The following is a 26,525-nucleotide window of genomic DNA, read 5'->3' as shown; positions in this document are numbered from 1 at the left end:
TCGCCTACCCTGGACCTGGTGAGCGCAGCCCCCGTCGAGCAGACCAGCGGCGGCACCGACGCCACCACCGTCCTGCGGGAGGCCGCGCGCCGCCGGACCTTCGCCGTGATCAGCCATCCGGACGCCGGCAAGTCGACCCTGACCGAGGCGCTCGCGCTGCACGCCCGGGTCATCGGGCAGGCCGGCGCCGTGCACGGCAAGGCCGGCCGCCGCGGCACCGTCTCGGACTGGATGGACATGGAGAAGGCCCGCGGCATCTCCATCACCTCCGCCGCGCTGCAGTTCGAGTACCGGGACGCGGTCGTCAACCTGCTCGACACCCCGGGTCACGCCGACTTCTCCGAGGACACCTACCGCGTGCTGACCGCGGTCGACGCGGCGGTGATGCTGATCGACGCCGCCAAGGGCCTCGAGGCCCAGACGATGAAGCTGTTCGCCGTCTGCCGGCACCGCGGGATCCCGGTGATCACCGTCGTCAACAAGTGGGACCGGCCGGGCAAGGACGCCCTCGAGCTGATGGACGAGATCACCGAGCGCACCGGCCTGACCCCGACGCCGCTGACCTGGCCGGTCGGCATCGCCGGTGACTTCCGCGGGGTGCTGGACCGCTCCGACGGCAGCTACCGCCGCTTCACCCGCACCGCGGGCGGCGCCACCATCGCGCCGGAGGAGACCCTGCCGGCCGAGGCCGCGCTGGCCCGCGAGGGCGACGCCTGGCAGCAGGCCGTCGAGGAGGTCGAGCTGCTGGCCGCCACCGGTGCGGACCACGAGCAGTCCCTGTTCCTGGACGGCGTGACCACACCCGTCCTCTTCGCGTCGGCCGTGTCCAACTTCGGTGTCGGCGCCCTGCTCGAGACCCTCGTGGCCCTCGCGCCGGCACCGGCCGACCAGCCGGACTCCGACGGCGGGACCCGGACGGTGACCGACCCGTTCAGCGCGTTCGTCTTCAAGGTGCAGGCCGGCATGGACACCGCGCACCGCGACCGGCTGGCGTTCATCCGCATCTGCTCGGGCGTCTTCGAGCGGGGCATGGTCGTGACCCACGCCCGCACCGGCCGGCCCTTCGCCACCAAGTACGCGCAGCACGTCTTCGGCCGCGAGCGCGAGAGCATCGACGTGGCCTACCCGGGGGACGTCGTCGGGCTGGTCAACGCCGCCGCGCTGGGCGTGGGCGACACCCTGTACGCCGGGCGCCCGGTGAGCTATCCCCCGCTCACCACCTTCGCCCCGGAGCACTTCGCCGTGTGCCGCGGCCGGGACACCGCCAAGCACAAGCAGTTCCGCCGGGGGATCGAGCAGCTGGACTCCGAGGGCGTGGTGCAGGTCCTGCGCTCCGACCGCCGCGGCGACCAGGCCCCCGTGCTCGCGGTCGTCGGGCCGATGCAGTTCGAGGTCGCCACCCACCGCATGGAGCACGAGTTCGGCGCGCCGGTCGCGCTCGAGCCGCTGCCCTACAGCCTGGCGCTGCGCACCGACGCCGAGTCGGTGCCCGGCATCTCGGCCTCGAGCGGCGCGGAGGTGCTGCAGCGCGGCGACGGCGAGCTGATCGCGGTGTTCGCCAACAAGTGGGGCCTGCGGGTGCTGCAGCAGAACAAGCCCGAGCTGACCCTCGAGCCGCTGGTCGCCGCCCAGCTCTGAGCGGGTCAGCCGATCCCGCCGGACCGGAGGATCGCCGCGACCTCGTCGGCGGTCGCCGGCTCGATCGGCAGGTGCGGCAGCACGCCGAGCACCTCGCCGGGCTCCAGGCCGTGCGCGAGCAGCTGCTCGACCAGCCGCTCGGCCGCCGCGGGGGCGAGCGGCACCGGCGCGCCGGTCGCGGTCACCGCCGCGCCGGCGAGGAAGAGCGTGCCCGCGAGGTCGTCGTCCACCGGTCCGGGCTCGGCCGGGGCAGCGGCCGCTCGCGCGACTGCTTCCGCGGCCCGGACCAGGGACAGCGGCAGCCCCTCCGCCTCCACCTCGATCAGCGGCACGTCGCGCAGCGCGGCGAGCACGAGGTGCTCGGCGTCGATCCGCAGCGGCTCCTCCCACCCGCCGGCCCCGACCACCCCGTCGAGGTCGGACTCCTCCTCGCCGACGTCGTCGGCGAGTTCGGCCCAGTCCGCCGGCCGGGTGCGCCGCGCCCGCTCCGCCGCGGCCAGGCAGGTGGCCCGGACGAACGGGTGCAGGACGTCGGTGTCGAACCGGTCGGCGGCGACGGTCCCGGTGGCGTCGACGGAGTTCAGCGCGTCCTGGAAGCTGCCCGGGCGGGCGTCGCCGAGGTCGAGCCGGCCGTCCTCCTCGCCGCTGAGCGGGAGCCCGTGCGCGGCCCGCTCCCCCACCGTCAGCCCGGTGGCGACGATCCGGCCGCCGGTGCGGAGGTGGTGCGGCTGGTCGGACATGCCGACGGTCCAGGCGCACGCCTCGGCGATCAGGGCGGCGGCGCGCTCGCGCAGCACCTCGCGCGTCAGCAGCCCCATCCAGTCGACGTCGAACACGCCTCCACTGTGCCCCGGTTCAGGGAGTCGGTGACGGCTCGGTCAGCGGCAGCAGCACCGAGAAGCGGGTCTCCCCCGGCCGGGAGGTGACCCGCAGGTCGCCGCCGTGCCGCTTCACCACGATCCGCCACGAGACGTCCAGGCCGAGGCCGGTGCCCTGCCCGACGGGCTTGGTGGTGAAGAACGGCTCGAAGACCCGCGCCTGCAGCTCCGGCGGGATGCCCGGACCGGTGTCGACGACCTCGACCAGGGCGCAGTCGCCGTCCCGCGCGGTGCGCAGCGTCAGCGTGCCCTCGCCGTTGGACGACATCGCGTCCAGGGCGTTGACGATCAGGTTCGTCCAGACCTGGTTGAGCTCGCCGGCGTAGGCAGGCACCGGCGGCAGGGTCCGGTCGTAGTCCTTGACGACGGTGATGTCGGGGCTGATCTTCCCGCCCAGCATGACCAGCGTGGCGTCGAGGCCCGCGTGCAGTTCGGTCGGCTGGTGCGGCGTGCGGTCCATCTGCGAGTACTGCTTGGCCGCGTCGACCAGGCTCGAGATCCGGCCGGTGCTGTCGGCGATCTCCACCAGCAGGGTCTCCGCCTCGACCGTGTAGGCCAGCCAGCGCACGGCCGGTTCGAGGTGATCGGCAGCCACCGCGCCGGCGACGCGTTCGAGGTCGTCAGGGCCGAGGCCCGCGGCCACGAAGACGCCGGCGAGGTCCCAGGGCCGGCTGAGGCCGTGCTCCTCCAGCCAGTCGCCGAGGGCGTCCTCCTGGTCGGACCGGTCCAGGGCCGACAGCTCGCGGGTGGTGTCGATCCGGGTGACGAACTCCTCCTGCAGACCGGTGAGCGCCCGCAGCACCTGGCCGTCGAGCCTGCCCTCGGACAGCAGCGTGAGCTTGTGCCGCATGCCGGCGAACCGGTCCCGCAGCGCGGCCGCAGCCCGCGCCGCCGCGGCCGCGGGATTGTTCAGCTCGTGGGTCAGGCCGGCGGTCAGCTTGCCGAGCGCCAGCAGCCGCTCCCGCTGCCCGACCAGCTCCGCGGCGTTGCGCTGCCCGACGAACATGCCCTCGAGCAGGTGCACCGCCATCGGGTACCAGCTGCGGAACACCGCCGCGAACGCCGGGGCCGGCAGTGCGAGGAAGCGGCAGTCGGTCACCGCGCGGACGGTGGCCGGGTAGCGCTGTTCCAGCCGGTCGCCGAAGTAGAACTGGACGGCCCCCGAGTAGACGCCGCGGGAATCGGTGCGGACCGTCTCGACCTCGCTGCCGCCCACGAGGCGGACCATGCTCATCGTCCCGTCGAGCAGCACGAAGAAGCATTCGGCCGGCTCGCCCTCCACCGACACCTCGGCGCCGGCCGCGAAGTCGACGACGTCCCCGTTGGCCGCCACCCAGCCGAGCTGGTCGTCGTCCAGGTCCTCGAAGAGGAACAGCTCCCGCAGTTCGTCGGGCGTCAACCGCCGTCCGGGCGCGGTCATCGCTCCCCCAGGTACCGGTGCACGAGAGTCACCGCCATGGCGCCCTCGCCCACAGCCGAGGCGACCCGCTTCACCGACTCCGCCCGCACGTCGCCGGCGACGAACACCCCCGGGACGCTCGACTCGAGGAGGTACGGGTCCCGCTCCAGCGGCCAGCCGGGCGGGCGGCGGCCGTCCTGCGTCAGGCCCGGGCCCGTCGGGATGAACCCGCGCTCGTCCCGGGTGACCGTGCCGTCGAGCCAGGACGTGCGCGGCTCGCCGCCGATGAACACGAACAGGTGGCTGGCCGGCAGCGTCGTCCGTTCACCGGAGCGGGCGTCCTGCACCGTGAGCTGCTCGAGGTGGTCGGTGCCGTGCGCCTCGGCCACGGTCGTGCAGGTGTGCACGGAGATGTTCTCGATGCCGGCGATCTGCTCGATCAGGTAGTGCGACATCGACGCCTCCAGGGAGGGCCCGCGGACCAGGACGTGCACGGAGCTGGCGTACCGGGCGAAGAAGACGGCCGCCTGCCCCGCCGAGTTGGCCCCACCGACGATCACGACCTTCTTGTCGGCGCACTCCTGCGCCTCGGTCATCGCCGAGCCGTAGAAGACGCCCCGCCCGGTCAGCCCGTCGGCCCCGGGCACGCCGAGGCTGCGGTAGGAGACACCGGTCGCCAGGACGACGGCGTGCGCGGAGATCGTGCTGCCGTCGGCGAACCGCAGCACCCGCTTGGATCCGTGGGCCTCCAGCGCCACGCAGTCGCGGGTCAGCAGCATCTCGGCCCCGAACTTCGCCGCCTGCCGGCGGGCCCGTTCGGCCAGCTGCCCTCCGGAGACGCCGTCGGGGAAGCCGAGGTAGTTCTCGATCCGGCTGCTCTGCCCCGCCTGGCCGCCGGTCGCCTCGCGCTCCACGAGCACGGTCCGCAGCCCCTCGGAGGCGCCGTACACCGCCGCCCCGAGACCGGCCGGCCCGCCCCCCACGACGATCAGGTCGTAGAAGTCGGCCTGCGGCTCCACGCTCAGCCCGGCGACCGCGGCCAGTTCGGCGTCCGAGGGCGCCTTGAGGACCCTGCCGTCCGGGGTGATGACCACCGGGACGTCGTCCGGGCCGGCCTCGGCCGCCGCGAGCAGCCGCTGCCCCTCCGGCTCCTCGACGCTGTACCAGCGGTACGGGACGGCGTTGCGCGCCAGCAGATCCCGTGCGCGGAACGACGGCGCCGACCACCGGTGGCCGATCAGCTTCACGTCCTCCACGGCGCTGTCGTGGCTGTCCCGCCAGGACGCGACCATCGCGTCGACCACCGGGTAGAGCTTCTCCTCGGGCGGGTCCCACGGCTTGAGCAGGTAGAAGTCGACGTCGACGACGTTGATGGCCTGGATGGCGGCGTCGGTGTCGGCGTAGGCGGTGAGCAGCGCCCGACGGGCCCGCGGGAACAGGTCCATCGCCTTCTCCAGGAAGTCGACCCCGTTCATCTGCGGCATGCGGTAGTCGGCGAGCAGCGCCGCGACGGTGTCGCCCCGCAGCTTCAGCTCCTTGAGCGCCTCCAGCGCCTCGGGTCCGGACGAGGCCCGCAGCACCCGGAACTCCTCGCCGTAGCGGCGCCGGAGGTCCCGCGCGACGGCCCGCGACACTCCCGCGTCGTCGTCCACGCTGAGCAGGACGGGCTTGCCCATGGCGGCTCCTGGTTCGCCGTGCACCGGAGCGCCCCACGCTAGTGCGGCCCAGGGACGAACGGCACCGTTCTGCTGCAGGCGTAGGCGGCGCTGGCGGTCTCGGTCGCTCACGACGTGTACCGCGGCCTCCTCCGCCGAGGCGGCCGCCCCGTCGATCCCGGTGTCGCGCGCCCGGACCTCGTCGTCGGTGACCCCCGGTTGGCGGTCGTCGGCGTCGACCAGGCGCCCCGCCCGCACGTCGCCGGCCAGCCGGTGTCCAGGACGTCGCGGACGCCGGGTGCACCGTCGAGGGTGTCCTCCGGCTCCAGCACGCCGGAGGCTTCCTCCGGGTCGGCGCCGTCCGTACCGTGGATGCCCGGTTCCATACCGCTCTCCTCCCAGGTGGTGGACGTGTCAGACAGCGCCGTGTCAGCGATCGACACCGGGGTCCCGCCCAGCGGGACCGGTTGCGTGGAGTGCGAGGCGAGCGGGGGGTGGTGGTTCCACCTGCGGCGCTGCGCGCAGTGCGGGCACATCGGCTGCTGCGACTCCTCGCCGAGCCGGCATGCGCGGATGCACGCGAAGGAGGCCGGGCACCCGATCGCGCGCAGCTTCGAGCCCGGGGAGAGCTGGTTCTGGGACTTCAGCAACGGGCGAGCGGTCGACGGCCCCGAGCTGGCGCCACCGCTCCACCACCCGCTCGACCAGCCCGCTCCTGGTCCCCGGGGACGGGTGCCCGCGGACTGGCGGTTCCGCCTGCACTGAACCCGGCACGCACCGGAGTCCGGCCGGACGGCGCGGCGCCGGACGGCCCCTCGCGCGTCCGCGTCACTCGGAGGCGGCTCCCGCGGTGTCGCCGACACCCTGCTCACTGCTCGGGGCGCCGATCCAGACCGTCTTGGCGTTCATGAACTCGCGCATGCCGACCTCGGTGAGCTCGCGGCCGTAGCCGCTCTGCTTGACCCCGCCGAAGGGCAGGTCCGGATAGCTGGTCACCATCCCGTTCACGAACGCCATGCCCGAGGCGACGTCCCGGACGAAGAGAGCCCGCTCCTCCTCGTCCTCGCTCCACAGGTTGGCGCCCAGGCCGTAGGGATGGCTGTTGGCGATCTCGATCGCCTCGTCCAGCGAGTCGACGGTGAACAGGGCCGCGACGGGGCCGAAGACCTCCTCGAAGTACAGGTCCATCTCCGGCGTGATGCCGGCCAGCAGGGTGGGCGCGTAGAACCAGCCGGGCCGGTCGAGCCGCTCCCCGCCCACGAGGACGGTCGCGCCCTTGGCGACGGCGTCCTGCACGTACTTCTCCACGTCCTCCCGGCCCGACTCGGTCGCCAGCGGACCGACCTGCGTGTCGGGGTCCATCGGGTCGCCCACGGTCAGCGCGCCGATCTTCTCGGCGAACAGGCGGGTGAACTCCTCGGCCACGTCCCGGTGCACGAAGAACCGCTTGGCCGCGATGCAGCTCTGCCCGTTGTTCTGGTTGCGGGCGGTGACGGCGACCTCCGCCGCCTTCTCCAGGTGCGCCGAGGGCATGACGATGAACGGGTCGCTGCCGCCGAGCTCGAGCACCGTCTTCTTGAGCGCGTCGCCGGCGATGGAGGCGACCGACTGCCCGGCGGGCGCGCTGCCGGTCAGCGTGGCGGCGGCGACCCGGTCGTCACGCAGCACCCGCTCGATGGTCGACGAGCCGATCAGCAGCGTCTGGAAGACGTCGGCCGGGAAGCCGGCCCTGCGGAACAGTTCCTCCAGGTAGAGCGCGGTCTGCGGAACGTTGCTCGCGTGCTTGAGCAGGCCGACGTTGCCCGCCATGAGCGCCGGGGCGGCGAAGCGCATCGCCTGCCAGAGGGGGAAGTTCCACGGCATGATCGCCAGGACGACGCCGATCGGCTGGTGGACGACGTAGGCCTGGGTGGCACCGACGGCGTCGGCGTCCTTGGGTTCGGGCTCGAGCAGGGCCGGACCGTGCTCGGCGTACCAGCGCAGCGCCTTGGCGCACTTGGCGACCTCGGCCTTCGCCGCGGCGAGGGTCTTGCCCATCTCGGTGACCATCAGCTCGGCGACGGGGTCGGTATCGGCGTCCAGGACGTCGGCGGCGGCGCGCAGCCAGCCGGCCCGCTCGGCGGCAGAGGTCAGCCGGTAGCTCTGCCATGCGTCGGCCGCGCGGGCCAGCTTCTCCTCGAGCTGCTCGTCGGTCAGGGCCTCGTAGGTCTTCAGCGTCTCGCCGGTGGCCGGGTTGATGGTGGCGATCGCCATGCTGGTCTCCCGTCGCTGCACGTTCCGGTGGTCGTCTGGCTCGAACCTGCCCGTCGAGTCTGCACCGAAACCGGCGCCGAGCCGACCGCGGCCATCTGACCTACCGTGGTCGGCGGAACCCGCACGCGGGTGGACGTCGGAGCCTCGGGAGCGGAGCGAGTGGCAGCGCGAACAGTTGCGGTGGACGGCCGTCCACCGGGCTACGTGCACGACGCCCTGCTGTACGACTCCGCCGACGAGCTCGTGGCCGTGGCTGCCCCGTTCCTCCTCGACGGGCTGGCCGCCGGCGACGCGGCCGTCGTCGCCACGAGCGCCCGGACGGCCGACGCGCTGCGCGACGCGGTGAACGGCGACCCCCGCGTGCACGTGCTCGAGCGGCACGACGTGTACCGCGCACGAACTCCGACGGCCATCACGACCTTCCGCTCGCTGGCCGAGCAGCGCGCCGCCGAGGGGGTCCATCGGGTCCGGGTCGTCGGCGAGGTCGATTTCGGCCCGACCGAGCGCGACTGGCTGGAGTGGCAGCGCTACGAGTCGGTCATCAACGCAGCCCTGGCGGACTGGCCGCTCTGGGGGCTGTGCGTCTTCGACACCCGGCGGCTGCCCGAGCCGGTGCTGGAGTCCGCGCTGAGAACGCACACGAGCGTCGTCGGGCCGGCCGGGCGCGCCCGCAACGACCGGTTCGTCGACCCGGCGGAGTACCTGCGCTCCCTGCCGGTCCCGGCCGAACCGCTCGAGGACACTCCCCCACGGCTGTCGGTTCACGACGTCACGGACTTCATCGGGCTGCGGCACGCGGTGGCCGCCGAGCTGACCGGTCTCGCCGCGCCGCGGGACCTGATCGAGGACTTCCAGCTCGCCGTGGACGAGATGACCTCGAACGCCGCCCGCCACGGCAGGCCTCCCGTCCGGCTCGACCTGTGGACCGGCGCCGACCGCATCGTCTGCTCCATCCGCGACCACGGGTCCGGCTTCGACGACCCGTTCGCCGGTTACGGGCCGGCGCACGGCGAGGACCTCTCGCGCGGGGGCATGGGTCTGTGGCTCGCCCGCCAGCTGTGCGACCACGTCGACGTCTCCCGGTACGACGACGGCGTCCAGGTACGGCTCACCGTCCGGACCGGCTGACGCCGGCGTCCCGGCGCCTCAGCCGAAGAGGTCGCCGAGGAACGACTCCTTCCTGCGCTTCCTGTCGTGGCCGGAGGAGTGCCCGTGGTGGTCGCGGGAATGCGACGTGGAGCCCTGCACCTGGCGCAGCACCTCGCCCACGACGGCGCCGAGGCCGGCGCCCGAGGCGGCTCCCCCGTGCGCCCGGACATCGCGGGGACGCCGGTCGTCGTCGTGCCGCGACTCCGGTACCGCGCCGCCACGGTGCCAGGCGTTCTCGGCGTCGATGAGGCGGTCGAGCTCCCCCCGGTCGAGGAAGATGCCCCGGCAGTCGGAGCACTGGTCGACGTGGACGCCGTTGCGCTCGTAGGTGCGCATGGCCCCGTGGCACTTCGGACAGGTCAGATCCATGCCCGCGGAACGGGGTGGCGGTGCCGGTGGTTCCCGCGACCGTTCCGTCCAGTGGTAGCCGGGCGTCGGGATCCCGTCGTCCGCCGGGGATACTGGCACCCCTCGCAGGTGCCGACCCGATGGGAGCACGAGTTGGACAAAGTCATGGCCACCACCCAGGAGGCCGTCGCCGACGTCGTGGACGGCGCCAGCCTCGCGGTCGGCGGGTTCGGGCTGTGCGGCGTCCCGATCGCGCTCATCGACGCGCTGCTGGAGAAGGGCGTCCGCAACCTCACCACGATCTCCAACAACTGCGGGGTCGACGACCAGGCGCTGGGCGTGCTGCTGTATGCCGGCCGGATCTCCCGGACGATCAGCTCCTTCGTCGGCGGCAACAAGGAGCTGGCCCGGTTGTACCTCTCCGGTGAGCTCGAGGTCGAGCTGACGCCGCAGGGCACCCTTGCCGAGCGGCTGCGCGCCGGCGGGGCCGGCATCCCCGCCTTCTACACGCCCACCGGCGTCGGGACGATGGTCGCCGAGGGCGGCATCCCGATCCGGTACGACGCCGACGGCAACGTGGTGACGACCAGCGAGCCCAAGGAGGTGCGCGTCTTCGACGGGCAGCAGTACGTGCTGGAGACGGCGCTGACCGCCGACTTCGGCCTGGTGCGGGCCTGGCGCGGCGACCGGCACGGCAACCTGGTGTTCCACGAGTCGGCCCGCAACTTCAACCCGCTGGCCGGCATGGCCGGGCGGATCACGATCGCCGAGGTCGAGGAGCTGGTCGAGCCCGGCGAGATCACCCCCGAGGACGTGCACCTGCCCGGCGTCTTCGTCGACCGCGTGGTGGTCGTCGGGCCCGAGGGCAAGAAGATCGAGAAGCGGACCACCCGGCCGCGGAGCGAGGGAGCAGCGCGATGACACTCACCCGTGAACAGCTCGCCGCCCGCGTCGCGCTCGAGCTCGAGGACGGCGCCTACGTCAACCTCGGCATCGGCATGCCGACCCTCGTCCCCAACTACGTGCCCGACGACGTCCACGTCGTCCTGCACTCGGAGAACGGGGTACTCGGCGTCGGGCCCTACCCCTTCGAGGGCGAGGAGGACCCGGACCTGATCAACGCCGGCAAGGAGACGGTGACCATCCTCCCCGGCGCCAGCTTCTTCGACTCTGCGATGTCGTTCGGGATGATCCGTGGCAAGCATCTCGATGTCGCGATCCTCGGCGCCATGCAGGTCAACCCCCGCGGCGACCTGGCCAACTGGCTGATCCCCGGCAAGATGGTCAACGGCATGGGCGGCGCCATGGACCTCGTCCACGGCGCCCGCAAGGTGATCATCATGATGGAGCACGTCGCCCGCGACGGTTCGCCGAAGCTGGTCGAGGAGTGCACGCTGCCGCTGACCGGCAAGGGCTGCGTCGACCGGGTGATCACCGACCTCGCGGTCATCGACGTCACCGACGACGGCTTCGTCCTGCGCGAGGTGGCGCCCGGCGTCTCCCCGGACGAGGTCGTCGAGGCCACCGGCGCGCCGCTGACCGTGCCGGACGACGTCCCCGAGATGCCCCTCCCCGCCACGGTCTGACCCAATGCGCGCTTTCGGTACAGAAAGCTCGGCAGTTCGCCGCAGCTTTCTGTACCGAAAGCTCGACCGGGTCAGAAGGGGTAGGCCGGGAGGTCGCCGCGCAGGGTGACCCACTGGGTCTCGGTGAACGCCTCGATGTTGGCCTGCGGGCCGCCGTGCCGGGAGCCGGTGCCCGACGCGCCGACGCCGCCGAACGGGGCGACCGCCTCGTCGTTGACCGTCTGGTCGTTGATGTGGACCAGCCCGGACGGGATGCGCTCGGCCAGCTCGAGCCCGGCATAGACGTCCTTGGTCAGGATGCCGAGCGAGAGCCCGTACTCGGTTCCCTTGGCCAGCTCGACCACCTCGTCCAGCGACGAGAACGGCGTCACCGGGGCGACCGGGCCGAAGATCTCCTCCTGGTAGGCGGGTGCCTCGACCGGGACGTCGCCCAGCACGGTCGGCCGGTAGAACAGCCCCTCGAACGTGCCGCCGGTGCGCACGGTCGCCCCGCCCTCGACGCTGGCCGTCACCAGGCCGTGCACCCGGTCCCGCTGGCCGGCGTCGATCAGCGGGCCCATCGCCACCTGCTCGCGGAACGGGTCGCCGACCGGGAGCTTCTCCACCTTCTCGGTGAGGACGGCGGTGTACTCCTCGGCGATGTCGCGGTGCACCAGGTGCCGCGACGTCGCCATGCAGATCTGCCCCTGGTGGGCGAACGTGCCCCACGCGCCGACCGAGGCCGCGGCCCGCACGTCCACGTCGGGCAGCACGATCAGCGCGGAGTTGCCGCCGAGCTCGAGGTGGGCGCGCTTGAGGTGCTGGCCGGCCAGCGCCCCGACCGCACGGCCGGCGCGGGTCGAGCCGGTGAAGGCGATGACGCGCACGGCGGGCTCGACCACCAGGGCCTCGCCGACGTCGACCCCACCGGGCAGCACCTGCAGGACGCCGGCCGGGAGCCCCGCCTCCTCGAAGACGCGGGCGAACATCGCCCCACCGCTGATCGCCGTGCGCGGGTCGGGCTTGAGGATCACCGCGTTGCCCAGGGCCAGCGCCGGGGCGACCGCGCGGATGGCGAGGATCGTCGGCACGTTGAACGGCGCGATCACCCCGACGACGCCCGCCGGTAGCCGGCGGGCGAAGGACAGCCGCGGCGAGCCGGTGCGCAGCAGCTCGCCGTACGGGTGCGACGGCAGGGCCGCGGCCTCGTAGCACTCCTGCGCGGTGGTGTGCACCTGGAAGTCGCCGAAGGGCTGGATCGCGCCGGACTCGCGGGCCAGCCAGCCCTTGATCTCGTCGGCGTGCGCCTCGAGCACCTCGCCGGCCCGGCGCAGCACCCGAGCACGCTCCTCGAACGGCGCCGCGGCCCACGCCCGCTGGGCCGCGACGGCCCGCGTGGCGGCCTCGCTCACGTCCTCGGGTGTCGCCCGTCCCACCGGCGCGATGACGTCGCCGGTCGCCGGCTCCACCGCGTCGTAGGTGCCGCCGCTGCCGTCGGCCCAGCCGCCGACCCAGATCTTGCCCTGCCAGTCGCCGCCGTCGAGCAGTCCCATCGTCACTCCCTCGTGCACCGCGTGGTCGTCCACCGACAGCATCCACCGCCACGACCTGCCGGGGCGACCTCAGGTTGCGCCGGATCGGGACGGCGCTGCGTCATCGTGGACCGCGTGTGCCGACTCCTGGGCTGGACCACCCGCGAGCCCACCAGCCTCCGCGACCTCCTGGGCGAGGAGGACCTGGCGAGCTTCACCGCGCTGTCGGCCAAGCACGGTGACGGCTGGGGCGTCGCCCGCAGCACCCGACGGGGCGTCCGGGTCCGCAAGCGCCCCGACGCCGCACGGACCAGCGCGGTGTTCGCCCGCTGGGCCGGCCGCCGCCGCAGCGACTCGGGCCTGGCGCACCTGCGCTGGGCGACGATGGGCCTCGGCATCGGGCAGGCCAACACCCACCCCTTCACCGACGGCCGCGTCGCGTTCGCGCACAATGCTCGATCCGGCCGCCCGCCGCGCTCGACGACCTGCTGACCTACCGGTCGCAACGCTCGCGACGGGGCACGACCGACAGCGAGCGCTACTTCCTGCTGGTCGCCCAGCGGTTGCGGGACGGCGCGACGCCGGCCGAGGCGCTGCGGGCGACCGCGGACGAGATCGCGGCGACCACCCCGTTCACCAGCCTCAACTGCCTGCTGCTGACCCCGGACGAGCTGTACGCCTTCTGCCGGTACGACACCGAGGGCCCCTTCGAGGACGACGACCCCGAGTACTACTCGCTGCGCTACCGGGTCACCGATGGCGCGGTGGTGGTCTCCTCGAGCGGCTGGGGCACCGGCTGGCAGGAGCTGGCCGACGGCGAGCTGCTCGCCGTCCGCCGCGGGACGCTCGAGACCTCGATCGCCGCCGCCGTCACCTCCTGAGCCCGCTGGCACCTCCTGAGCCCGCTGTCGCCCACCGCGGCCCGTTGCGAGAAGGTGGAGCGGTGGGGATCACCGAGAGCCCGGAGTGGCAGGCACTGGCCGAGCACCACCGCGAGGTGCGCGAGCGTCACCTGAGGGACCTCTTCGCCGAGGACCCGGCGCGGGGCGACGAGCTCGTCTGCCGCGCCGGCGAGCTGTACCTGGACTACTCCAAGAACCGGCTGACCCGCGAGACGCTGCGCCTGCTGGTCGCCCTCGCCGAGCGGGCCGGCCTCCGCGAGCGCACCGAGGCCATGTTCCGCGGTGAGCACATCAACACCACCGAGGACCGCGCCGTCCTGCACGTCGCCCTCCGCGACCCCTCGACCGGCGGCCTGGAGATCGACGGCCAGGACGTGCGGCGCGACGTCCACGAGGTGCTCGACCGGATGGCCGGCTTCGCCGAGCGGGTACGCAGCGGAGCCTGGACCGGGCACACCGGCGAGCGCATCCGCGCGGTGGTCAACATCGGCATCGGCGGCTCGGACCTCGGCCCGGCCATGGCCTACCTCGCACTGCGGGACTACTCCGACCGCTCGCTGACCTTCCGGTTCGTCTCGAACATCGACCCCACCGACCTGGCCGAGGCCACCCGCGACCTCGCCCCGGCGACCACGCTGTTCATCGTCGCGTCGAAGACCTTCACCACCCAGGAGACGCTGACCAACGCGCGGGAGGCCCGCCGCTGGCTGCTCGACGGTCTCGGTGGGGACGAGTCCGCGGTGGCGAAGCACTTCGTCGCCGTCTCGACCAACGCCGCCAAGGTGGCCGACTTCGGCATCGACACCGAGAACATGTTCGGGTTCTGGGACTGGGTCGGTGGTCGGTACTCCTTCACCTCGGCCATCGGGCTCTCGCTGATGGTGGCGATCGGCCGTGACAACTACCGCGAACTGCTCGACGGCTTCCACACCATGGACGAGCACTTCCGGACGGCGCCGTACGAGGAGAACCTGCCGGCGCTGCTCGGGCTCATCTCCGTCTGGTACATCGACTTCTTCGGCGCGCAGAGCACCGCCGTCCTGCCCTACGCGCAGTACCTGGCCCGCTTCCCCGCGTACCTGCAGCAGCTGTGCATGGAGTCCAACGGCAAGTCGGTGCGGCTGGACGGATCACCGGTGGACGTGCCGACCGGCGAGATCGTCTGGGGCGAGCCCGGGACCAACGGCCAGCACGCCTTCTACCAGTTGCTGCACCAGGGCACCGTCCTCGTGCCGGCCGACTTCATCGCGTTCGCCCAGCCCAACTCCCTCGCTCATGACAGGGACCTCGACGGCATGCACGACCTGTTCCTGAGCAACTTCCTGGCCCAGCCCCGCGCGCTGGCCTTCGGCCGGACCGCCGAGGAGGTCGCCGCCGAGGGGACGGCGGAGGCGGTCGTGCCGCACAAGGTGATGCCCGGCAACCACCCGTCGAACGCAATCGTGGCACCGAAGCTGACGCCGTCGACGCTGGGCCAGCTGGTCGCCGCCTACGAGCACCGGGTCTTCACCCAGGGCGTGGTCTGGGGCATCAACCCCTTCGACCAGTGGGGCGTCGAGCTGGGCAAGGTGATGGCCAACCAGCTGGCGCCGAAGCTGCAGAGCGAGGGCGCACCCGCGTACGACTCGGACCCGTCGACGAACGCCCTGGTCCGCTACCTGCGCACCGAGCGGGGCCGCCCGGCCTGACGCCGATCAGTCACCGGACGCCCACGGACGCGGGGCCCGCGGTGCGCGGCACGTGCCCGGCGGCGACCCGGTATGGACTCGTGAAGGTGGAACGACAAGGGGAGATGTGCGCCCTTCGACCAGCGCGATCCTGCTGTGCCGGTACTGAACCGCTCTCTTCGAGACGTGGCGCAACGTCGCTCTCGGGGCCGACGCCACTCCATCAGTAGGCGTCGACCAGGCCGACAAGCGGCCGCCCCTCGAGCACGCACCGAATGTGGTCCGTGACTACAGCCTCCACCCGGCTGCGGGTCGCCGGCACCGTGCCGGCAAGGTGCGGGGTGAGCAGCAGGTTCGGCACGCTCCAGAGGGAGTGGTCCGGTGCGAGCGGCTCGGGATCGGTGACGTCGAGCGCAGCGCGCAGCCGGCCGGATGCCAGCTCGGCCACGAGGGCGTCGGTGTCGACGACCACGCCCCGGGCGGCATTGACCAGCAGGGCTCCGTCGGGCATGGCGGCGAGGAAGGCCGCGTCGACCATGCGGGTGGTGTCCGGAGTGGCCGGCACGATCAGCACCACGACGTCGGCGGCCGCGAGCAGCGCCGGCAGTTCGTTCACGCCGTGCACCCCCTCGCGCGCGGACCGCGCCACGTAGGCGAGATCGACATCGAACGGCGCGAGCATCCGGCCCACCGCGCGCCCGATGTCACCGGCGCCCACCACCACCACCCGCGCCCCCACGAGCGAGCGCCGCACCCCGGGAGACCAGACGCGGGCATCCTGGTCCCGGACGAAGCCGGGGATCCCCCGCTGGGCGGCCAGCGTCACGGCGAGGACCCACTCGGCAGTGGCCGGCGTGTATGCGCCGCGAGCGCGAGCAAGGGCCACGCCGTCGGGCAGGCGACGGGCGAAGTGCTCGGCTCCGGCGCTCTGCAGCTGCACCAGCCTCAGGCGGGGCAGCGGGGAGAAGAAGTCGCGCTCAGGGGCGCGCGCCCGGGCCTGCGGGATCCAAACCTGCACCCGCTCCGCCCCGTTCCCGGGCAGCTCTTCCGGTGCCACCACCTCGACCCGCACGCGCGGCGATAGCGCCGCGAGGCGATCGGCCAGCGACCGTTCGGAGAGGAGCACAGTGAGCGTCTCGTCGGGGCCGACGACGTCGCCTCCCGTCAGCGGTCCCTGCATGCCCCGACCCTACGGTCCGGCGGGCCGACGGGCCGCAGCGAGCGCGCCGGCGAGGGCCACGGCACAGAGGCCGGCCGACAGCCACGCCAGCGCCGTCGTCGGAGTGGTCCACTCGCGCAGCAGGGCGAAGACGATTCCGCCGCTGGCCATACCGAGGTAGGCGGTGGTGAAGAAGACGGCGAGGACGCCGGCGCGACCCGACGGCTGCGCCGCCAGCGTGCTGGTCACCAGCGCCGCCTTGAACAGCAGTCCGCACGCCGCCCCCGTCACGGTGCACCCGGCCAACCACAGCCAGACGCTGGGGTCGGCGAGCGCCGTGACCATCAGCGCCAGCCCGCCGGCCAGCAGACTGCCACCGACGGCGAAGAGTTGCCCGGTGCTCCACGACGCGGCGGCGATCTGCGCCAGGGCCGAGGTGGCATGGACGAGCCCGATCGACGCACCCCAGAGGAGCGTCGAGCTGACGTCCAGCTGGTCGTGGAGGACCACGGCTCCGAGAGCTCCCAGAGCGCCCGACGTCGCGAAGCTGACGAAGCCCCCCGTGGCGCCTCCCCAGAAGGTGACGCCGGCTCCAGGACGCAGGTCGAACCGGGCGCGACGTACCAGACCGGGGGTCACCGTCTCGGGGCACCGCACGAGCAGCAGCGCCGACGTGCACAGCACCACCGCGAGCACTGCGTAGACCAGGACCAGCGGAGCCGGGAAGAGTTGGGCGAGCGCGCCGGCGAGGACGGGGCCCACCGCCAGCCCGCCGAGGTTGGCCGCCGTGGCCACCGTCGCCGGCCGGCGGATGCTCCCCGAGGCCGGCCGCGCGAGCCGGTGCAGGTCGAGGAGGTACGCGGTGGCGGTCGGCGCCACGACTCCCAGCCCGACGCCGGTGAGGATCCGGCCGGTCAGGAGTCCAGGGACCGTCGGGACCAGTGCCATGACCAGGACGGAGCTCGCGCTGGTCAGCACGGCCGGGACCAGCACGCGGCGGCGGCCGTAGCGGTCCGAGAGGTGCCCGAGCGCGAGGAAGCTTATGGTCGCGCCGATCACCACCGCGCCGGCCAGGACCGAGATGACCGTGTCCGACAGGCCATCGGCCACCTGGTACAGCGGCCACAGCGCCGCCGGGGCGGTACCGACCGCCATGACGACCAGCAGGGCGCCCGCGGTTGCCCAGAAGCCGACCTCTGCCGACAGCCGTCGCGGACCCACGCCGGCAGTCTGCTCTATGTATGACAGGCTTGGGTCATGCCGGAGGCCGTTTCGTCCATCCCCCGCGTGCTGGTCGAGCAGGGCGCCCTGTCCCCCGGGCACCAGGCGGCGCCGCAACCCGGCCGCGGCGAGCTCCTCGTGCACGTGACGCTCGCGGGCGTCAACTACTGGGACGTCATGCAGCGCACCGGTGCGGTGCCCCTCCCGGCCAGCGGCATCCCCGGCGTCGAAGGCGTCGGTGTCGTGGCGGCGGGCGGCGACGGCACACCCGCCGACCTGGTGGGGCGCCGCGTCGCGTGGTCGAAGGTCACCGGCAGCTACGCCGGCGCGGTCGTCGGTGCCGCGGACTGGTTCGTGCCCGTGCCGGACGACCTGCCGGACGAACAGGCCGCCGGCCTGCTGATGCAGGGGGTCACCGCTCAGTACCTCGCCACGGACACCGCCCCGCTCGGGGCAGGCGACGCAGCCGTCGTGCTGGCCGCGGCGGGCGGGGTGGGCACGCTGCTGACCCAGCTGCTCGTCGCGGCCGGGGTCAGGGTCGTCGGTGTCGTCGGATCCGCCGCCAAGGTCGAGGCGGCGCGCGCCGCCGGCGCGAGCGAGGTGCTCGTCGACGACGGCGACGACCTGACCGCCGCGGTGCGCGCGGTTGTCCCCGACGGTGTCGCCGCCGTCTTCGACGGCAACGGCGGCCCGGACGCTCCGCGGGCGCTCGGCATGCTGCGGCCGCGCGGCTGGCTGGTGCTCTTCGGCACGGCGGCCGGACCGATCCCTGATCTCCCGGCCGGCTCGCTGGGCGCCGGTTCCTACGTCGTCACCCGCACGGCCGGCAAGCACTTCGCCGGCGAAGCGGCCACCTGGCGTACCCGCGCCGAGGACGTGCTGGCCCGGGCGCGGGCAGGTGCGCTGACCGTGGCGCCGGTGACGGTCCTGCCGCTGACCGAGGCCGCCGAGGCGCACCGCCTCATGGAGAGCCGGAGCAGCGTCGGCAAGCTGCTGCTGCGACCGAAGGGTTGACCCGGGCTCAGTCCCCGGACGCGCTCCCCCGGATTCCCTGCGCCTCGATCTCCACCTTGACCCCCGGATCGGCCAGCCCGGCGACCTGCACCAGCGTCGAGCACGGGAAGTCGCCGGAGAACACCTCGGCCCGGGCCCGGCTGACCGCGGACTTCTCGTCGATGTCGGTCAGGAACACCTGCAGCACGAGGATGTCGTCGATCGCCGCACCGCACGCCTCGGTGAGAACACGGATGCGGCGGAACGTCTCCTTCGCCTGCAGGTAGGGATCGTCCCCGCCGACCGGCCCGTCCGGCCCGGCCGCGTGCATCCCGGACAGGAAGAAGTGGTCGCCGTGCACACGGGCGTTGCTGAACATCCCCGGCCGGGGCGCCTCCGGCACCGATCCGGCGCTGATCCTCATGGGCGTTCCCTCGATCTCCGGCCGGTCAGAGACCGGCGAGCCACTCCTGGGCCTGCGGCCACGCGGTTCCTGCTGCGACCAGCCGCCGCCCCTGGGCGAGCGCGCGCGGGTTGCCGACGGTGAGCACACCGACAAGCTGCTCGTCGCCGTCCCCGAAGAGGACCACCGGTCCCCGTGCGGTGTCCCGGCGCTCGCTCACCGGCCCGGCCGCACCGCAGAACTGCAGCTTGCGGTCGTACTGGTCGGACCAGAAATAGGGCACCGTGTCCCACACCCGCCCGCCGCCCGTCACGGCGTCGGCGACGACGGATGCCTGCTCCAGGGCGCTCTGCCACTGCTCGGCCCGTGCGTGCGCGCCGGTGAGCGCGTTGCGCCACCGTGCGACGTCCCCGGCCGCGTAGACGTGCGGCAGCGAGGTCCGCCCCCGGTCGTCGCAGACGACGCCGTTGTCGATCTCGATCCCGGAGCCCTCCAGCCATTCGGTGTTGGGCACCGCGCCGACGCCGACCAGGAGCAGGTCGGCGGGCAGGAACTCCCCGCCGTCGAGGAGCACGCCCTCGACGCCGTCGGCCCCGCGCACCTCCACGACGGTGGCCGAGCAGCGCACCTCGACGCCGCGTTCCTCGTGCAGCTCGATGACCACCTCCCCGGCGTCCTCGCCGAGCACCCGGCTCAGCGGCCGGGCCGCGGTCTCCACGACCGTCACCTCGATGTCGCGGTTGCGGGCGACCGCGGCCACCTCCAGGCCGATGAAACCCGCCCCGATGACCACCAGGCGCCGCACGCCGGGCAGTGCCTCGGCGATGGCGGTCGCGTCGTCCAGCGACCGGAGGTGGTGTACCCCCGAGAGCTCCGGCACCGTCGGCAGCCGGCGGGCCCGGCTGCCCGTGGCCACGACGAGGACGTCGTACCCGAGCCGGCCGCCGTCGGCCAGCTCCACCTCGCGCGCCACCGGGTTCAGGCCCGCGGCCGGCTGCTCGAGCCGCAGGGTGACGTCGAGGTCCTCGAGGTCCGCGGGCTTGAGCAGGCGGGTCTCCTCCGGCGTCACGGTGCCCGCCAGCACCTGCTTGCTCAGCGGCGGGCGGTCATAGGGCACCTCCGCCTCGTCGGAGACGATCGTGATGGGCCCGGTGTGGCCGAGGCGGCGCAGCTCGCGGGTCAGCGTGGCGGCGACGAGCCCGCCGCCCACGACGACCACGTGCGCGCCGGCGGCCGTGCTCATTCGTGCAGGGTGATCGCGCGGACCGGGCACGCCGCCGCGGCCGCGTGCACCTCGTCGAACTGCGCCGGATCCGGCTCGACGACGAGCGCGACCACCTTGCCGGAGTCCTCCTCGAGGTCGAAGACGTCCGGGGCCTCGACGATGCAGTTGGCGTACTCGCGGCAGACGGACTGGTCGACCGACACCTTCATGCGGGTGTTCCTCTCAGTGCTCTAGCGGCGCCGGACGTCAGAGGTCCGTGGCGATGTACTTGGTCTCCAGGAACTCGTGGATCCCGGCGAACCCGCCCTCGCGGCCCAGACCGCTCTGCTTCATCCCGCCGAAGGGTGCGGCCGGGTCGGACACCACCCCGCGGTTGACCGCGACCATGCCGGTCTGCAGCCGGTGGGCCACCCGGGTGCCGGCGGCGTCGTCGGCGGCGAAGATGTAGGCGATCAGCCCGAACTCGGTGTCATTGGCCCGGCGCACCGCCTCGTCCTCGTCGTCGACGACGACCACCGGAGCGACCGGACCGAAGATCTCGTGCTCCAGCAGCGCGGCGCCGGCGTCGACGTCGGCCAGGACGGTCGCCGGGTAGAAGGCGCCGGTCCCGTCGGGGACGACGCCACCGACCACCGGGCGAGCTCCGGCGGCGACGGCGTCGTCGACGAGCGCGGCCACCTTGTCGCGCTCGACCGTCGACACGAGCGCGCCGAGCTGGGCGCCCTCCTCCAGGCCGGGCGCCAGCCGCAGAGCCCTCATCTCCTCCCCCAGCCGGTGGGTGAAGGCCTCGGCGAGGGAGCGGTGGACGTAGAACCGGTTGGCCGCCGTGCAGGCCGAGCCCCCGTTGCGCATCTTGGCGACCATCGCGCCGGCCACGGCCTTCTCGACGTCGGCCCCTTCCAACACGAGGAACGGGGCGTTGCCGCCGAGCTCCATCGAGGCCCGGACCACCGTGTCGGCGCACGAGTGCAGCAGCACCCGGCCGACCTCGGTGGATCCCGTGAACGACAGGTTGCGGACCCGCGGATCGTGCAGCATCCGGTTGACCTGCGCCCCTACGGGCACCGGGAGGACGACGTTGACCACACCGTCGGGTACCCCGGCCCGCTGCAGCAGGTCGGCCATCGCCAGCGCGGTCAGCGGCGTCTCGGTGGCCGGCTTCAGGACGACGGTGCATCCTGCGGCGAGAGCGGGGCCGATCTTGCGCGTGGCCATGGCCGCCGGGAAGTTCCACGGCGTGATCAGCACCGAGACGCCCACGGGCTCGTGCGTCACGAGGATGCGCTTGTCACCGCCGGGCGCGGCTCGGTAGTCCCCGACGATCCGCACGGCCTCCTCGGAGAACCAGCGGAAGAACTCGGCGGCGTAGGTGACCTCCGACCGGGCGTCGGCCAGGACCTTGCCGTTCTCGCGGGTGACGAGCTCGGCGAAGTCGTGGGCCTCCGCGGTGAGCAGCTCGAAGGCCCGGCGCAGAATCTCCGCCCGTTCCCGGGCCGGGGTGGCCGCCCAGCCGGGCAGCGCGGCGTGCGCGGCAGCGACGGCCGCGTCGCAGTCGGCCTCGCCGGCGGTGGCCACCTCGGCGATGACCTCACCGGTCGCCGGGTCGCGCACGGCGACCCGGCCGGAACCGGACTGCCAGGTGCCGTCGATGAACAGGTCGGTGAAGAGCTTCACCAGGGTCTCCTCGGACGATCAGTGGGAAGGGGCTCAGCTCAGACCGGCGGCGGGGTCCAGAGGCCGGGGTCGGGCGTACCGATGAACGGCTTCGGGTTGCGCACGCACGCGGTGCCCCACTGGTCGGACTGCGCCGGGACCCGCTGCCAGACCCGCGGCTGCCAGCGGTCGAGGTCCTCGATGTCCTCGAGTGCCGTCGTGTACTCGGCCACGAAACCGTTGGGGTCCTGGAAGTAGGCGAATGTGTTGCTCCCGGGGCCGTGCCGGCCGGGGCCCCAGACCATCTCCTGCCCCGACCGCATCATGTTGCCGGCCGCGCGCATGTACTCGTCGATGCCGCGCGTCTCGTAGGCGATGTGGTTGAGGTTGGCGTGATCGTTCGTGCTGATCGCGAACTGGTGGTGCGCCGGGGTGTCGCCCTTCATGAACACCATGACGTCCTCCAGGTAGTCGCTCTGGAAGAAGCCGAGGACGTCGGAGAAGAAGGTGACCAGCTCAGGCATGCGCGCGCTGTTCATCACCATGTGGGACAGGCCGGTGGGCACGTGCTCGCCCTCGCCGACCGTCCGGGCCTTGCGCGGCCGCCAGTCGGCCGAGATCTCCAGCGTGCGGCCCTCGACGGGGTCGAGGAAGCGGACGCCGTAGCCCCCGCCCGGGGCGTCGAGACGCCCCGGCTCGCCCACGAGCTGCACACCGGCGGCCAGCAGCTTCTCGGTGTACCAGTCGACGTCGGCGGTGCAGCGCACCGCGAAGGACACCAGGTCGACCCGGTTCTCCTCGGTGCGCCGCAACCGCAGGGCGTAGGGGTCGGTCGAGCCGTCGGCGGCCAGGAAGGCGAGGTCGCCGTCGACGGTATCGGGAGTCAGGCCCCACAGGTCGCGGTAGTAGCCGAGGCCCGAGTCGAGGTCCTCGACGCCGAGGCCGACGTACCGGACGTGGGTGATGCGGCACTCCCCGGCGGGCCGCGGGGTCACCGGCTGCGGGCCCGCGTCGGGGGCCGGCCGGTTGGGCAGCATGGCGGTCATCTGGGTGTCTCCTAGCCGATCGGGGTCTGTTGCAGGGCCGGCTCGCGGTAGCCGAGGAGGTCGCCGTACACGTCAGTGCGCCGGTCCTCGAGCGGCGAGATGCCCGGCCCTCGGTGCCGGGCCGCGCGCACCGTGTCGGTGTCGATCTCGACGACCCGGACGTCTGGCGTGATCGCGTCGAGCGGGCCGAGCGCCGGGCGACCGTACGGGTCGACCAGCACCGAGCGCCCGAGGAAGGTGAAGGGATCGGCAGCGCCCACCTGGTCGGCGCATGCGAGGAACACCGAGTTCAGGTTGCCCTGGACGAGTGCCCCGTCGACCTGGCCGATGCTGGCGGTCGGCGAGACCGGCACCGAGACGTCGAACCCGGACACCCAGCAGGTCGGCACCGCGACCACGTCGACGTCGCGCAGCGCGTGAATGCGGACGGCCTCCGGGAACCGCAGGTCGTAGCAGACGACGACCCCCAGCCGGATCCCGCCGACGTCGAACACCGGTAGGCCCAGGTCGCCGGGTGCGAAGACCTCGCGCTCCCGGCCGAACAGGTGCAGCTTGCGGTAGGTGCCGGCGATCGTCCCGTCCGGCGCGACGACGGCGACGGAGTTGAACAGCCGGTCGCCGTGCCGCTCGGCGAACCCGCCGACGACGGTGATGTCCAGGGCTCGCGCCTCGGCCGCCCAGGCGGAGAGCACCCAGCCGGGTTCGGCCGTGCTCTCCGCCCGGGCCCAGAGGGCCTCGCGGTCCAGGACGTAGCCGGTCGCGACGAGCTCGGGCAGCACGACGAGGTCAGCGCCCACGGCAGCCGCCGTCCGCAGTGCCGCCGTGGTCCGCGCGGTGTTCTCCGCGACGTCCAACGGCACGCACTCCAGTTGCGCGAGGCCGACGCCCAGTCGCGCCATCGCGTGTCAGCTCCCTGCGGCCAGCACGTCGCCGAGGCCCTCGACGACCTCGTTGGTGCCGATGTCGAAGAACGCCATGATCCGGCAGGGGCAGGCCTCGCCGCCCTCGATCTTCCAGGGGAAGGCGCCGATGACGCAGCGCTGGTTGAGCACCTGCTCGATGTCGCCGCCCACGTTCTCGGCGTGGATGCAGCCGTCCCCGTTCTGGAAGGCCAGGTGGTGCATCGGGAAGATGTCACTGGTGATCTTCCGGCCCGACAGGTGGTGGGTGTACTCGTACTCGCCGCCGAAGAACTTCAGGTAGGGCATCCCCACGTGCTCCTCGAACCTCTTGAGCAGGTCGGGGCGCATGTTGCGGATCGTGGTGTTCATGGGGTGGTCGCCGGAACCGGCGTCGATGCCCCACCAGCGGATCTCCATGTCCGCCATCCACTCGGCCAGCTCGATGCCCCCGCCCGGGTGCATCGTGAAGTAGCGCACCAGGTCCTGCTGCGGCTGCCCCTGGTAGTACTTGTGGAACCCGGTGTGCACGATCAGGATGTCGCCCTTCTTCACCTCCACCTGCGAGGTGATGTGCTCGGGCTTGATGATGTCCCAGTCACCGACCTGCGTGGAGACGTCGACCACGACACCCTCGTGGATCAGCTTGGTCAGCGGCAGCGAGGCCATGTCGAGGCCGCCGTCCGTGCCGTGCAACGGCCCGTCGAGGTGGGTGCCGCTGTGCAGCGAGGTCTCGATCGCCTGCGAGACGATCTGGTTGGTTTGCAGGTTCTGGGTGTAGTACATCTTCGATCCGGGATAGCCCACCCAGCCGGGCGTGTGGATCCCCCAGGTGTGCGTCAGGTCGACGATCTTCACGGTGCTCCTTCAGTGGGTAGGAATGCCAGGTCAGCGCATGATCCGGAGGGAACCCACGGGGTCGACGACGGCGCCCCGCTCCTGCTCCTCGGCGGCCCGCAGCAGGTGGTGGGCGAGGACCAGGTCCTGCTCCACGCTGCCGATGCTCTTGAAGACGGTCCGGTCCGAGCGGTCGCCGGCCGGGCTGCCGAGGTAGTCGCCGAGCAGGGTGACCGACCCGGCGTCCCAGCCGCCCTCCACCGCCTCGATGCAGTCCCCGGACTCGTGCGTGGCGTCGGGGGTGTCGACCACGACCCGGTCGGCGGCGGAAAAGACGTCGCCGAACAGCTCGCGGTGCACCGGCTGCGTCGAGCCGATGGCCGCCACCAGGCCCACGTCGGCCACGTCGGCCGCGTGGAGGAATGCGTTGTGGTGCGAGGAGGTCGCGACGTAGAGGACGTCGCACCCGGCGATCGCGTCGGCCTGGGCGGGCACGTCCTGCACCGTCACGCCGAGCTCGGCGCTCATCTGGCGGGCGAAGGACGCCCGGTTGGCTGGGGTCGGGCTGAAGACGGCGGCCTCGTGCACGGGCACGGCACCGGCGATGGCCCGCAGGCCCTCGCGGGCCTCCTCCCCCGACCCGATCAGGCCGACGCGGACCGGCTCGGAACCGGCCCAGTGCCGGACGGCGGCGGCCGCGGTGGCCGAGGTGCGGAGGCTGGTGATGCGGCGCCCGTCGACGATGCCGAGTGCATTCCCGGTGGACTCCTGGAACAGGTGCACGTGGTACTTGACCCGCTGGCCGACCCGGTGGAACTCCTTGTACCCGAGCAGGTCGAGATCGCTGATCGTGCCGGCGAGGATGCGCATCCAGGCGACGGGGCCGTTCACCTGCACGCGGCCGGTGGTGATCCGGCCGCCGGTGACCAGCCGGGCGGCGTCCTCGGCGGCCGCGAGGCCGACCTCGACGGTGGCCAGGGCGTCCACGTCAGCGCCGGACAGCAGGCGCACCTGCGGGGCGTCGACGTCGGTTGCGGCGTCCACCGCGGTCATCGGGGGTTCCGTCCGGCGTAGAAGAGCACGTCGTCGTCGGCCGTGACGTCCAGACCCGACTTCACCGCGGCGGTGCGCAGGGTGCCCATCTGGGCGGCGCTGATGCGCATGTGCGGCTGCCGGATCGGGCCGCCGTTGTAACCCATGAGCCAGCCCTGGTACTTCCAGTGCATGCGCGGCACCAGGCCGCTGTTGGCGACCAGTGGGGTGTTGACCGCGGCGTGGGCGCGGCGGGCCGGGGCGATCTGCCAGTACAGCTCCATGCCCTTGTCCCATGTCGCCTTGTCCGAGAGCAGCTCGAACATCTGCGGAACTGTCGGCCCGAACGTCTCGTAGTTGGAGGTGCCCATGAACCGCATGCCGTAGTTGGCGATCCAGGCCGGGGCGTTGAACTCCAGTGGGTCGGTGACGACGACCTCGCCGTTGAATCGCTCGAACACCGCGGCGATGCCGCCGACGCCGGGGCCCCCGACCTCGTTCTTGATCGCGACGACCTGGGGGATGGAGTCGACCATCTGCTCGAGCAGCGAGACGGAGAACCCGGCGGCGTGCAGCCGGCCGAAGTTCCACTGGTCCATCGCGAAGATGATCACGCCGAGGTCCGCGGCGTCCGCGACGGCCTTCGTGAACGCCAGCACCTCGTCGGTGCTCTCCGGGTTGAAGTACAGCGGGTACGAGGGCATGACCAGGTCGACGCCGGCCCGTGCAGCGTGCTCAGCCGAGGCGACGGTGTCGGCCAGGGTCGGCTGGCTGGCCTGCAGGACGGTCACGAGGTCGTCGCCGGCCTCGTCGACGACGATCTCGGTGAAGCGCCGCATCTCCTCGGCGGTGGTGCCGGCCTCGGAGACGATGAGCACGCCGGTCATGCCGTGCTGCTTCTCCAGCGCGACGTCGTGCCGGATCGCCGCCTCGTTGAGGCCGCTCAGGTCGCTGGTGAACGTGGGGCTCACGCAGCCGCAGCAGCCGCGCAGCGACTCCAGGGCCCAGGCGCGGGCCTCGCCCGGCGCGTACTTCGTCATGGTCGTCCTCTGATCGGGGGAGGGGGCGGAG

26 protein-coding genes and 1 pseudogene are annotated in these 26,525 nt (G+C 72.8%); 9 read left to right on the top strand and 18 right to left on the bottom strand.

Annotated features, from left to right (window positions below; translation table 11 throughout):
- Window positions 1-18 precede the first annotated feature (18 nt).
- Window positions 19-1,638, top strand: a complete 1,620-nt coding sequence (locus MVA48_RS02605) for a peptide chain release factor 3 (protein WP_246985476.1) — start codon at window positions 19-21, stop codon at window positions 1,636-1,638.
- Between the two features lie 5 nt (window positions 1,639-1,643).
- Here the strand turns inward: MVA48_RS02605 and MVA48_RS02600 are convergent, their stop codons facing one another.
- The 4 genes and pseudogenes from MVA48_RS02600 to MVA48_RS02585 all read right to left on the bottom strand — a co-directional run.
- Window positions 1,644-2,474: a hypothetical protein gene (locus tag MVA48_RS02600; RefSeq protein WP_246985474.1), complete on the bottom strand. Its 831-nt coding sequence runs from the start codon at window positions 2,472-2,474 to the stop codon at window positions 1,644-1,646.
- 19 nt (window positions 2,475-2,493) lie between these two features.
- Window positions 2,494-3,936 carry an ATP-binding protein gene (locus MVA48_RS02595; protein WP_246985472.1) on the bottom strand — a complete coding sequence of 481 codons (1,443 nt, stop codon included), beginning with the start codon at window positions 3,934-3,936 and terminating at the stop codon, window positions 2,494-2,496.
- Entirely contained in the window at window positions 3,933-5,591 is a 1,659-nt protein-coding gene (locus MVA48_RS02590) for an FAD-dependent oxidoreductase (RefSeq protein WP_246989042.1), read from the bottom strand. The genes MVA48_RS02595 and MVA48_RS02590 overlap by 4 nt, the downstream gene beginning before the upstream one ends.
- 162 nt (window positions 5,592-5,753) lie before the next feature.
- Window positions 5,754-5,828, bottom strand: a pseudogene (locus MVA48_RS02585) (hypothetical protein); the annotation flags it as partial.
- 114 nt (window positions 5,829-5,942) lie between these two features.
- On the opposite strand from MVA48_RS02585, the gene MVA48_RS02580 reads away from it, so the two are divergent.
- Window positions 5,943-6,335 (top strand): UBP-type zinc finger domain-containing protein, encoded by a 393-nt coding sequence (locus MVA48_RS02580; protein WP_246985470.1) that lies wholly within the window; start codon window positions 5,943-5,945, stop codon window positions 6,333-6,335.
- 63 nt (window positions 6,336-6,398) lie between these two features.
- Here the strand turns inward: MVA48_RS02580 and MVA48_RS02575 are convergent, their stop codons facing one another.
- Entirely contained in the window at window positions 6,399-7,823 is a 1,425-nt protein-coding gene (locus MVA48_RS02575) for an NADP-dependent succinic semialdehyde dehydrogenase (protein WP_246985468.1), read from the bottom strand.
- Window positions 7,824-8,003: 180 nt separating this feature from the next.
- On the opposite strand from MVA48_RS02575, the gene MVA48_RS02570 reads away from it, so the two are divergent.
- Window positions 8,004-8,951, top strand: coding sequence for a sensor histidine kinase (locus MVA48_RS02570; protein WP_246985466.1), 948 nt, complete (start codon window positions 8,004-8,006; stop codon window positions 8,949-8,951).
- An 18-nt stretch (window positions 8,952-8,969) separates the two neighbouring features.
- Here the strand turns inward: MVA48_RS02570 and MVA48_RS02565 are convergent, their stop codons facing one another.
- Entirely contained in the window at window positions 8,970-9,341 is a 372-nt protein-coding gene (locus MVA48_RS02565; RefSeq protein WP_256461114.1) for a TFIIB-type zinc ribbon-containing protein, read from the bottom strand.
- A 144-nt stretch (window positions 9,342-9,485) separates the two neighbouring features.
- On the opposite strand from MVA48_RS02565, the gene MVA48_RS02560 reads away from it, so the two are divergent.
- Window positions 9,486-10,241, top strand: a complete 756-nt coding sequence (locus MVA48_RS02560; protein ID WP_246985462.1) for a CoA transferase subunit A — start codon at window positions 9,486-9,488, stop codon at window positions 10,239-10,241.
- Window positions 10,238-10,906, top strand: a complete 669-nt coding sequence (locus tag MVA48_RS02555; RefSeq protein WP_246985460.1) for a CoA transferase subunit B — start codon at window positions 10,238-10,240, stop codon at window positions 10,904-10,906. Before MVA48_RS02560 ends, MVA48_RS02555 begins: the two co-directional genes overlap by 4 nt.
- A 71-nt stretch (window positions 10,907-10,977) precedes the next feature.
- Here MVA48_RS02555 and MVA48_RS02550 read toward each other — a convergent pair whose 3' ends face one another.
- Complete coding sequence (locus tag MVA48_RS02550; RefSeq protein WP_246985458.1) at window positions 10,978-12,471, bottom strand: benzaldehyde dehydrogenase; 1,494 nt, start codon at window positions 12,469-12,471, stop codon at window positions 10,978-10,980.
- Between the two features lie 81 nt (window positions 12,472-12,552).
- Here MVA48_RS02550 and MVA48_RS02545 point away from each other — a divergent pair, with 81 nt between their 5' ends.
- From MVA48_RS02545 to pgi, 3 genes are all read left to right on the top strand, one after another.
- Entirely contained in the window at window positions 12,553-12,909 is a 357-nt protein-coding gene (locus MVA48_RS02545; protein ID WP_246985456.1) for a class II glutamine amidotransferase, read from the top strand.
- Between the two features lie 71 nt (window positions 12,910-12,980).
- On the top strand, window positions 12,981-13,298 hold the full coding sequence (locus MVA48_RS02540; RefSeq protein WP_246985448.1) for a class II glutamine amidotransferase: 318 nt from the start codon (window positions 12,981-12,983) through the stop codon (window positions 13,296-13,298).
- 62 nt (window positions 13,299-13,360) lie between these two features.
- Window positions 13,361-15,007, top strand: coding sequence for a glucose-6-phosphate isomerase (pgi, locus tag MVA48_RS02535; protein WP_246985446.1), 1,647 nt, complete (start codon window positions 13,361-13,363; stop codon window positions 15,005-15,007).
- A 202-nt stretch (window positions 15,008-15,209) separates the two neighbouring features.
- Here pgi and MVA48_RS02530 read toward each other — a convergent pair whose 3' ends face one another.
- Together MVA48_RS02530 and MVA48_RS02525 are read right to left on the bottom strand one after the other, a co-directional pair.
- Window positions 15,210-16,166, bottom strand: coding sequence for an NAD(P)-dependent oxidoreductase (locus tag MVA48_RS02530; protein ID WP_246985444.1), 957 nt, complete (start codon window positions 16,164-16,166; stop codon window positions 15,210-15,212).
- Between the two features lie 9 nt (window positions 16,167-16,175).
- Window positions 16,176-17,366, bottom strand: coding sequence for an MFS transporter (locus MVA48_RS02525; RefSeq protein ID WP_246985442.1), 1,191 nt, complete (start codon window positions 17,364-17,366; stop codon window positions 16,176-16,178).
- A gap of 36 nt (window positions 17,367-17,402) precedes the next feature.
- Here MVA48_RS02525 and MVA48_RS02520 point away from each other — a divergent pair, with 36 nt between their 5' ends.
- Window positions 17,403-18,380, top strand: coding sequence for a zinc-binding dehydrogenase (locus MVA48_RS02520; RefSeq protein ID WP_246985440.1), 978 nt, complete (start codon window positions 17,403-17,405; stop codon window positions 18,378-18,380).
- A gap of 7 nt (window positions 18,381-18,387) precedes the next feature.
- On the opposite strand, the gene MVA48_RS02515 is transcribed toward MVA48_RS02520, so the two are convergent.
- From MVA48_RS02515 to MVA48_RS02475, 9 genes are read right to left on the bottom strand one after another with little or no spacing between them, the layout of a single operon-like run.
- A complete protein-coding gene (locus tag MVA48_RS02515) occupies window positions 18,388-18,783 on the bottom strand; it encodes a RidA family protein (protein WP_246985438.1) in 396 nt (131 codons plus the stop codon).
- Window positions 18,784-18,808: 25 nt separating this feature from the next.
- Entirely contained in the window at window positions 18,809-20,005 is a 1,197-nt protein-coding gene (locus MVA48_RS02510; protein ID WP_246985436.1) for an NAD(P)/FAD-dependent oxidoreductase, read from the bottom strand.
- Window positions 20,002-20,196, bottom strand: coding sequence for a ferredoxin (locus MVA48_RS02505; protein WP_246985434.1), 195 nt, complete (start codon window positions 20,194-20,196; stop codon window positions 20,002-20,004). The genes MVA48_RS02510 and MVA48_RS02505 overlap by 4 nt, the downstream gene beginning before the upstream one ends.
- A 37-nt stretch (window positions 20,197-20,233) precedes the next feature.
- A complete protein-coding gene (locus MVA48_RS02500) occupies window positions 20,234-21,661 on the bottom strand; it encodes an NAD-dependent succinate-semialdehyde dehydrogenase (RefSeq protein WP_246985432.1) in 1,428 nt (475 codons plus the stop codon).
- Between the two features lie 38 nt (window positions 21,662-21,699).
- Window positions 21,700-22,686 carry a VOC family protein gene (locus tag MVA48_RS02495; protein ID WP_246985430.1) on the bottom strand — a complete coding sequence of 329 codons (987 nt, stop codon included), beginning with the start codon at window positions 22,684-22,686 and terminating at the stop codon, window positions 21,700-21,702.
- Between the two features lie 11 nt (window positions 22,687-22,697).
- A complete protein-coding gene (locus MVA48_RS02490) occupies window positions 22,698-23,585 on the bottom strand; it encodes a carbon-nitrogen hydrolase family protein (protein ID WP_246985428.1) in 888 nt (295 codons plus the stop codon).
- Between the two features lie 6 nt (window positions 23,586-23,591).
- Window positions 23,592-24,443, bottom strand: a complete 852-nt coding sequence (locus tag MVA48_RS02485) for a cyclase family protein (RefSeq protein WP_246985426.1) — start codon at window positions 24,441-24,443, stop codon at window positions 23,592-23,594.
- Between the two features lie 30 nt (window positions 24,444-24,473).
- The gene (locus MVA48_RS02480; RefSeq protein WP_246985423.1) at window positions 24,474-25,475 is read right to left on the bottom strand and encodes an ornithine cyclodeaminase; all 1,002 of its coding nucleotides are present in this window, start codon (window positions 25,473-25,475) and stop codon (window positions 24,474-24,476) included.
- Window positions 25,472-26,494 carry a dihydrodipicolinate synthase family protein gene (locus tag MVA48_RS02475; RefSeq protein WP_246985421.1) on the bottom strand — a complete coding sequence of 341 codons (1,023 nt, stop codon included), beginning with the start codon at window positions 26,492-26,494 and terminating at the stop codon, window positions 25,472-25,474. The genes MVA48_RS02480 and MVA48_RS02475 overlap by 4 nt, the downstream gene beginning before the upstream one ends.
- Window positions 26,495-26,525 lie beyond the last annotated feature (31 nt).

This window comes from Blastococcus sp. PRF04-17 (assembly GCF_023016265.1).
Lineage (GTDB): Bacteria > Actinomycetota > Actinomycetes > Mycobacteriales > Geodermatophilaceae > Blastococcus_B.
This window is presented reverse-complemented; position numbering and strand designations above follow the sequence as displayed.

Bases quoted from the DNA above. Each gene is read 5' to 3' on its own strand.
- MVA48_RS02560 (WP_246985462.1), top strand. From the start codon at position 9,486: ATGGCCACCACCCAGGAGGCCGTCGCCGACGTCGTGGACGGCGCCAGC.
- MVA48_RS02475 (WP_246985421.1), bottom strand. From the start codon at position 26,494: ATGACGAAGTACGCGCCGGGCGAGGCCCGCGCCTGGGCCCTGGAGTCG.
- MVA48_RS02520 (WP_246985440.1), top strand. From the start codon at position 17,403: ATGCCGGAGGCCGTTTCGTCCATCCCCCGCGTGCTGGTCGAGCAGGGC.
- MVA48_RS02495 (WP_246985430.1), bottom strand. From the start codon at position 22,686: ATGACCGCCATGCTGCCCAACCGGCCGGCCCCCGACGCGGGCCCGCAG.
- MVA48_RS02530 (WP_246985444.1), bottom strand. From the start codon at position 16,166: ATGCAGGGACCGCTGACGGGAGGCGACGTCGTCGGCCCCGACGAGACG.
- MVA48_RS02590 (WP_246989042.1), bottom strand. From the start codon at position 5,591: ATGGGCAAGCCCGTCCTGCTCAGCGTGGACGACGACGCGGGAGTGTCG.
- MVA48_RS02575 (WP_246985468.1), bottom strand. From the start codon at position 7,823: ATGGCGATCGCCACCATCAACCCGGCCACCGGCGAGACGCTGAAGACC.
- MVA48_RS02555 (WP_246985460.1), top strand. From the start codon at position 10,238: ATGACACTCACCCGTGAACAGCTCGCCGCCCGCGTCGCGCTCGAGCTC.
- MVA48_RS02580 (WP_246985470.1), top strand. From the start codon at position 5,943: ATGCCCGGTTCCATACCGCTCTCCTCCCAGGTGGTGGACGTGTCAGAC.
- MVA48_RS02595 (WP_246985472.1), bottom strand. From the start codon at position 3,936: ATGACCGCGCCCGGACGGCGGTTGACGCCCGACGAACTGCGGGAGCTG.
- MVA48_RS02505 (WP_246985434.1), bottom strand. From the start codon at position 20,196: ATGAAGGTGTCGGTCGACCAGTCCGTCTGCCGCGAGTACGCCAACTGC.
- MVA48_RS02510 (WP_246985436.1), bottom strand. From the start codon at position 20,005: ATGAGCACGGCCGCCGGCGCGCACGTGGTCGTCGTGGGCGGCGGGCTC.
- MVA48_RS02480 (WP_246985423.1), bottom strand. From the start codon at position 25,475: ATGACCGCGGTGGACGCCGCAACCGACGTCGACGCCCCGCAGGTGCGC.
- MVA48_RS02515 (WP_246985438.1), bottom strand. From the start codon at position 18,783: ATGAGGATCAGCGCCGGATCGGTGCCGGAGGCGCCCCGGCCGGGGATG.
- MVA48_RS02490 (WP_246985428.1), bottom strand. From the start codon at position 23,585: ATGGCGCGACTGGGCGTCGGCCTCGCGCAACTGGAGTGCGTGCCGTTG.
- MVA48_RS02565 (WP_256461114.1), bottom strand. From the start codon at position 9,341: ATGGATCTGACCTGTCCGAAGTGCCACGGGGCCATGCGCACCTACGAG.